The organism is Cupriavidus sp. 22TCCZM01-5 (assembly GCF_057798915.1).
Genome location: NZ_JBYOJR010000056.1, coordinates 21,298 through 27,918 on the forward strand (window position 1 = coordinate 21,298; position 6,621 = coordinate 27,918).

6 protein-coding genes are annotated in these 6,621 nt (G+C 65.6%); 5 read left to right on the forward strand and 1 reads right to left on the reverse strand.

Annotated elements, in window-relative coordinates; genetic code table 11:
* The first annotated feature begins 580 nt into the window (after positions 1-580).
* From tauA to AC3FNH_RS31280, 4 genes are all read left to right on the forward strand, one after another.
* The gene (gene tauA, locus AC3FNH_RS31265; protein WP_488722845.1) at positions 581-1,579 is read left to right on the forward strand and encodes a taurine ABC transporter substrate-binding protein; all 999 of its coding nucleotides are present in this window, start codon (positions 581-583) and stop codon (positions 1,577-1,579) included.
* Positions 1,580-1,708: 129 nt separating this feature from the next.
* Positions 1,709-2,485 carry a taurine ABC transporter ATP-binding protein gene (locus AC3FNH_RS31270; RefSeq protein ID WP_276100571.1) on the forward strand — a complete coding sequence of 259 codons (777 nt, stop codon included), beginning with the start codon at positions 1,709-1,711 and terminating at the stop codon, positions 2,483-2,485.
* A gap of 115 nt (positions 2,486-2,600) precedes the next feature.
* Entirely contained in the window at positions 2,601-3,401 is an 801-nt protein-coding gene (locus AC3FNH_RS31275; RefSeq protein WP_276100724.1) for an ABC transporter permease subunit, read from the forward strand.
* A 263-nt stretch (positions 3,402-3,664) separates the two neighbouring features.
* Positions 3,665-3,799: a hypothetical protein gene (locus AC3FNH_RS31280; RefSeq protein ID WP_276100572.1), complete on the forward strand. Its 135-nt coding sequence runs from the start codon at positions 3,665-3,667 to the stop codon at positions 3,797-3,799.
* Positions 3,800-3,803: 4 nt separating this feature from the next.
* Here the strand turns inward: AC3FNH_RS31280 and AC3FNH_RS31285 are convergent, their stop codons facing one another.
* Positions 3,804-4,514: a TetR/AcrR family transcriptional regulator gene (locus AC3FNH_RS31285; protein ID WP_488722846.1), complete on the reverse strand. Its 711-nt coding sequence runs from the start codon at positions 4,512-4,514 to the stop codon at positions 3,804-3,806.
* A 272-nt stretch (positions 4,515-4,786) separates the two neighbouring features.
* Between AC3FNH_RS31285 and AC3FNH_RS31290 the strand changes: the two genes are divergently transcribed.
* Positions 4,787-6,523 (forward strand): AMP-binding protein, encoded by a 1,737-nt coding sequence (locus AC3FNH_RS31290; RefSeq protein WP_488722847.1) that lies wholly within the window; start codon positions 4,787-4,789, stop codon positions 6,521-6,523.
* Positions 6,524-6,621: the final 98 nt, after the last annotated feature.

Consider the following 6,621-nt stretch of genomic DNA (forward strand, 5'->3'; position numbering starts at 1 on the left):
AGGCGTCCCACCGATGGCGCGGTGAGGAGGGGCCACCAAGCACCAAGTAATCCGGGTTCGCTCATCTGACGTCTCTATCCTGATCATCTACGCGGCAGGCAGTCTGGCTATGCCCTGTACCGTCTTCACCGCCTCGGCCCGTTCGTCAGCCACGAAAACGCGTTTTTGGTTACTTTTGTCGCGAGACAAAAGTGACTCGCCGGCGACACCGGCGAAACAGCGGCGCCCGCCAAGCACGATACCCCCATCCAACACCCCCTCCCATCTCCATACCTCCCCCTCAAAAACCTGGACCCATCAAAACCCCAGGACTGGCACTAACCCCGCCTAACTCCCTTCCCTACCATGGCGTTCACATGTCGCAAAAAGCGTCATGTGCCGGCGCTTCCCACCCCATCCGGGAAGCCCATCAAACAGAGAGGGTGCATAGACACCCCACCATAGGAGACTGGCATGACTCTTGCTCAACTTCCTCTCCTCCTCGTTTAGGTACCAAACGCGCGCACCGCGTCGGTGCCGCCCCACCGTGCCGCCGCTGCGGTCGGCATGCAAGCAGTCTCAATCTACGAGGAGTCTCATCATGCATTGGTTCAAGCAACTGGCTGCAGGCGTCGCACTGGCGGCCGCCCTGGCCCCGGCCGCCCATGCGCAGGCGAAGGAAGTCGTGATCGCCTATCAGGACATGGTGGTGCCCTGGCGCTATGCCCAGGACATGAAGGAGGTGGAGAAGCAGACCGGCTACAAGGTCTCGTTCCGCCAGTTCACCGGTGGCGGCGACGTGATCCGCGCCATGGCCTCGGGCCAGATCGCCATCGGCGAGGCCGGTTCGTCGCCGATCGCCTCGGCCCTGTCGCAAGGGCTGGATGTGGAGCTGTTCTGGATCCTGGACGACATCAACGCCGCTGAGGCGCTCGTGGCCCGCAACGGGTCGCAGGTCACCAGCATCGCCGACCTCAAGGGCAAGCGCGTGGGTGTGCCGTTCGTTTCGACGACGCACTACCACACCCTGGTCGCGCTGGAGCAGGCCAAGGTCAATCCGAAGGACGTCAAGATCATGAACATGCGCCCGCCGGAAGTCGCCGCCGCATGGGAACGCGGCGACATCGACGCCACCTTCATCTGGGACCCGGTGCTGGCCAAGGTCAAGCACTCGGGCAAGGTGCTGACGACCTCCGGCCAGATCGCCGCGCAGACCGGCAAGGCCACCTTCGACGGCATGATCGCCAACAAGAAGTTCGCGCGCGAGAACCCCGACTTCATGGTCAAGTTTGTACGCGTGCTGGCCGCCGCCGACGACAACTACCGCAATAACAAGGCCGCCTGGACCCCCGACTCGCCGAACATCAAGGCGATCGCCCGGCTGACCGGCGCCAAGGCCGAGGAAGTGCCGGCCAGCATGGCGCTGTACAGCTTCCCCACGCTCCAGGAGCAAGCCTCGCCGCGCTGGCTCGGCGGCGGCGCGGCCAGCGCCTTGCGCTCGGCGGCGGTCTTCCTGAAGGAACAGGGCACGATCCAGACCGTGCTGCCCGACTACAGCAGCGGCGTCAACGCCGAGTGGGTCCGGCGCGCCGCGCAGTAACCACAGCCTCTTAGAGTCTTAAATCGCCACGCGGCGGTGCCTGCCCGGCTCCGCTGTCGTACCTGCCCTCGCCCGCCCGTGCGGCCGGCGATGCGGCGAGCTACACCCCAATATTTCAGGAGGACTGTCATGTCCCGGCTGGAAATCGACAAGGTCAGCGTCAACTACGGCGGCCGCGGCGGCGCGCAGACGCTCGCGCTGTCGCAAGTGAACCTGACCATGGAACGCGGCGACTTCGTCGTCGCCCTCGGCGCCTCGGGCTGCGGCAAGACCACGCTGCTGTCCTGCATCGCCGGCTTCATGCAGCCGTCGGAAGGCGAGATCCGCCTCGATGGCAAGCCCGTACTGGGCCCCGGCGCCGAACGCGGCGTGGTGTTCCAGAAGCATGCGCTGATGCCGTGGCTCAACGTGGTCGACAACGTCGCGCTTGGCCTGCGGCTGCGCGGCGTGGGCCGTGCCGAACGCCTGCGCATCGCGCAGGAAAAACTGGCGCAGGTGGGACTGGAGAAGGTCGCCAGCAAGCCTGTCTACCAGCTCTCGGGCGGCATGCAGCAGCGCGTGGGCATTGCGCGCGCGCTGGCCAACGACCCGGAAGTGATGCTGATGGACGAACCGCTCGGCGCGCTCGACGCGCTCACGCGCGAATCGATCCAGGCGCTGATCCTCCGGCTGTGGGCGCGCGAGCAGAAGATCGTCTTCTTCATCACGCACAGCGTGGAAGAGGCGCTCTTCCTTGCCACGCGGCTGATCGTGATGACGCCCTCGCCGGGGCGCATCGCGCACAGCTACGACCTGCCCTTCGCACGGCGCTACATCGAATGCGGCGATGCACGGGCAGTCAAGTCCGACCCGGAATTCATCCGCTACCGCGAAGAAATCGTCGACCTGATCCATGCCACGCCCTGAGGATAAAGCCATGACCGTACCCGTCCAGCAGGTCGACGCCGCCACCGTGGCGGCCGCCGCAGCACCCGCCAGGAACCCGGCCGCTACCGGCCAGCCGGCTGCTTCGCGCCGCCCCATGCGCACTGTCTCGGGCTACCGCATGCCCGGCGAAGGCTCGAGTTCGCGCATTGCCACCGTCACCGTGGTGTCGCTACTGGCCCTGTGGTGGACCGCCAGCCATCTCCAGTGGGTGCCGCCATTGTTCCTGCCCACGCCGGAGGCCATCATCAAGGCCTTTATTGATGCCTGGAACGGCAACGTGCAAGGCGGCCAGCCGCTGCTGGAACACTTCCACGCCAGCCTGGTGCGCGTGTTCGGCGCCTTCGCGCTGGCCGTGCTCACCGCCGTGCCGGTCGGCGTGCTGATGGGCGTGTCGCGCATCGCGCGCGGCATCTTCGATCCGCCCATCGAGTTCTACCGTCCGCTGCCGCCGCTGGCCTACCTGCCGCTGATCGTGATCTGGTTCGGCATCGACGAGACCTCCAAGATCCTGCTGATCTACCTGGCCTGCTTTGCGCCGCTGGCCATGTCGGCCCGCGCCGGCGTGCGTTCGGTCACCATCGAGCAGATCAACGCGGCCTACTCGATGGGCGCCACGCCGTGGCAGGTGATCCGCCACGTGGTGCTGCCCGCTGCGTTGCCCGACATCCTGACCGGCATGCGCATCGCCATCGGCTTTGGCTGGACCACGCTGGTCGCGGCCGAGATGGTGGCGGCCACCGCCGGGCTCGGCCAGATGGTGCTCAATGCCTCCAACTTCCTGCGCACCGACGTGGTCATCATGGGCATCCTGCTGATCGGCCTGATCGCCTTCCTGTTCGACCTGCTGATGCGCAAGTCGGAGACGTGGCTGGTGCCCTGGAAGGGCCGCATGTAGGAACCGGCACGCCAGCCAGGCCCGTTCCACGTGGGCCATCGACGGCGCCCGCCTGTCCGCGAAAGCGGCAAGGCGGGCGCCGTTTTCTTTCATTCCGGGACATGTCGAAGTCTGGCATGGCCCAACGCCGATCAGGCGCCTGTTGGCTGTCCACCACCATTTTCGGGCCCTCCGGAGACTGCCTGAGCACCTGGATGTGCGATCGGCACGTGGCACGGCATGTGCGTAACAGAGGCTGCAGTCCAAGCCCTCAAGGAACCGCCATGAACGCCAGACTCGCCTACCTGATCGCCGTGCTCGCCGCGACCCTGGCTGCCGTCTTTCTCGCCGGCGAGCCTGACGTCTTCCAGGACGACAACGCCACGGGCATTCCCGACCTGTTCCTGTCCGCGCAGTAGCGGCTCAGTCCTGCTGCGCCTCGCCCTGCTTCACGCGCGCCAGCGCCGCGCCCACTTCCCCATAGAACTGCTTGAGTGCGACCGCGTCCAGGTCGGGCGGCTGAAGCGCCGGCCAAAGCAGCGCGATCAGGTCGCTGGCGGCACGGTCGATATCGACCGGACGCCCGCTCACTACCGCATCCCACAGGATGTGCTCCATCGGCCCGAGGATGGCCGAGCGCAACAAGCGCAATGACAGGTCGGTCCGGATTTCCTTGCGCGCTTGCGCGCGTGCCAGCAGGTCCATCAACGGTGCCGTATAGCGGCGCTGCAGCGGCACGAACACTTCATCCAGCCCCTGCCCCTTGGCACGGCCTTCCGATAGCACCAGCGCGCACAGCCCCGTGCCCTGGATCAGGAACAGCCGCAGGTGCGTGCGCACGAAGAATTCCAGCTGGACCTTGGTGCCCTGCTCGCGCGGCAGGCCGCTTTCCATGGTAGCAATGATCTCGTCGTACCAGTCCTGGATGACCCGCACGCAGAGATCTCGCTTGCTGTGGAAATAGGTAAAGACCGTGCCTTCCGAGATGCCCAGCCGCTGCGCGATCTCCGTGGTGGTCGCACGCTCGTAGCCAAGCTCGGAAAACACTTCCCGTCCGACCCGGAGGATGTCGCGCATGCGCTGCTCGGCCTTGGCGCGCGCCGGCACCCGGCGCTGTCCCGCAATCTGCTGCATCGACGTGTCCTTGCGTGGTGTGATTCGCGAGGTCCGCATTATAAGTGCCGCCCCGCTCTCTCAGCCGCCCGTCCGGGCGCGCCTCCGAACCCACTTTATACGATAGTTGACCAACACTCAATTTTTGTTGATTTTTTCTGAGCGGAGGTATAACTTTACCGGACAACGAGAACAAAGCAGCGCCAAACCGCCCGAGAACTTCCCTCTGCCATTTTGAGTGAAGCTCAAAATATGGGAAGAACGACACCGAACGCCGCATTCTGGAGACGAGCATGACGATGCAGCCTGGGACACCCCGGCCCGTGCCCGATACGACCTTGCCTGCCAACGGGCTGTCCTATGTAAAGGGTGACACCACCTCCCCGCTCAGCGAACAGACGATCCCGGCCCTGCTGGCCGACACCGTCGCGCGCCACGGCCAGCGTCCGGCGGTGGTCTTCCGCGAGCAGGGCATCCGCTGGACCTGGCAGGAATTCGCCGCCGCCGTCGATGCCATGGCGGCCGGCCTGCACGCGCTGGGCCTGCGCCGCGGCGACCGTGTCGGCATCTGGTCGCCGAACCGCGCTGAATGGCTGCTGACCCAGTTCGCCACGGCACGCGTCGGCATCGTCATGGTCAATATCAACCCGGCCTATCGCCTGTCCGAGCTCGAATACGCGCTGAATAAGGTCGGCTGCAAGGCCGTCATCGCGCCGGAATCGTTCAAGACCTCGCGCTACCTGGACATGCTCCAGGCCCTGGCCCCCGAGTTGCAGCAATGCGAACCGGGCGCCCTGCAGGCGGCCCGCCTGCCCGCGCTGCGCTGGGTCATCCGCATGGAGGACACGCCCACGCCGGGCATGCTGACCTGGCAGGAATTGCTTGCGCGCGGCGCCGGCGTGCCGACCTCCGAGCTGGACGCGATTACCGCGCAGCTCGACCGCAAGGACCCGATCAACGTCCAGTTCACCAGCGGCACCACGGGCGCGCCCAAGGGCGCCACGCTGACGCACCGGAACATCGTCAACAATGCGCGCTACATCGCGGCCGCGATGCGCTTTACCGAGCAGGACAAGCTGTGCATTCCCGTGCCGCTGTACCACTGCTTTGGCATGGTCCTGGCCGTGCTCGCATGCGTCTCCACGGGCGCTTGCATGGTGTTCCCGGGCGAAGCGTTTGAACCGGTTGCGACCATGTCGGCCGTCAGCGAGGAGCGCTGCACCGCCCTGCATGGCGTGCCCACCATGTTCATCGCGCAGCTCGACCACCCCGACTTCAGCCGCTTCGACTTCTCGACGCTGCGCACCGGCATCATGGCCGGCTCCCCGTGCCCGATCGAAGTCATGAAGCGCGTCGTCGCCGACATGCACATGGCGGAGGTCACGATTGCCTACGGCATGACGGAGACCAGCCCCGTATCGTTCCAGAGCTCGACCGACGACCCGCTCGCCAAGCGCGTGTCCACGGTCGGCCGCGTGCAGCCGCACCTGGAATGCAAGGTCGTCGACGCCACGGGCCAGATCGTGCCGGTCGGCGAGACCGGCGAGCTGTGCACGCGCGGCTACTCGGTCATGCTCGGCTACTGGGACGACGAAGCCCGCACCAGCGAGGCGATCCGCGACGGCTGGATGCACACCGGCGACCTGGCGACGATCGACGCCGAGGGTTACTGCAATATCGTCGGCCGCGTCAAGGACATGCTGATCCGCGGCGGCGAGAACGTCTATCCGCGCGAGATCGAGGAATTCCTGTTCCGCCATCCGAAGGTACAGGCCGTGCAGGTATTCGGCGTGCCGGACCAGAAATACGGCGAGGAAATCTGCGCGTGGATCGTACTCAAGCCGGGCCAGAGCGCCACGGAGGACGAGATCCGCGCGTTCTGCCGCGACCAGATCGCGCACTACAAGATCCCGCGCTACATCCGCTTCGTCGACGAAATGCCGATGACGATCACGGGCAAGGTGCAGAAGTTCGTCATGCGCGAACGCATGACGAAGGAACTCAACCTCACCGAAAGCAAGACCGCCTGACCACGGCGCCCTCTACACATTCACGGAAGAACACGATCATGACCGAACTCCCTGGCCTGAAATTCGACCTGGGCGAAGACATCGAGATGCTGCGCGGC

Excerpts from the sequence above, each read along its gene's own strand:
- AC3FNH_RS31275 (WP_276100724.1), top strand. The coding sequence starts at position 2,601 with ATGCGCACTGTCTCGGGCTACCGCATGCCCGGCGAAGGCTCGAGTTCG.
- AC3FNH_RS31270 (WP_276100571.1), top strand. The coding sequence starts at position 1,709 with ATGTCCCGGCTGGAAATCGACAAGGTCAGCGTCAACTACGGCGGCCGC.
- AC3FNH_RS31285 (WP_488722846.1), bottom strand. The coding sequence starts at position 4,514 with ATGCAGCAGATTGCGGGACAGCGCCGGGTGCCGGCGCGCGCCAAGGCC.
- tauA (WP_488722845.1), top strand. The coding sequence starts at position 581 with ATGCATTGGTTCAAGCAACTGGCTGCAGGCGTCGCACTGGCGGCCGCC.
- AC3FNH_RS31280 (WP_276100572.1), top strand. The coding sequence starts at position 3,665 with ATGAACGCCAGACTCGCCTACCTGATCGCCGTGCTCGCCGCGACCCTG.
- AC3FNH_RS31290 (WP_488722847.1), top strand. The coding sequence starts at position 4,787 with ATGACGATGCAGCCTGGGACACCCCGGCCCGTGCCCGATACGACCTTG.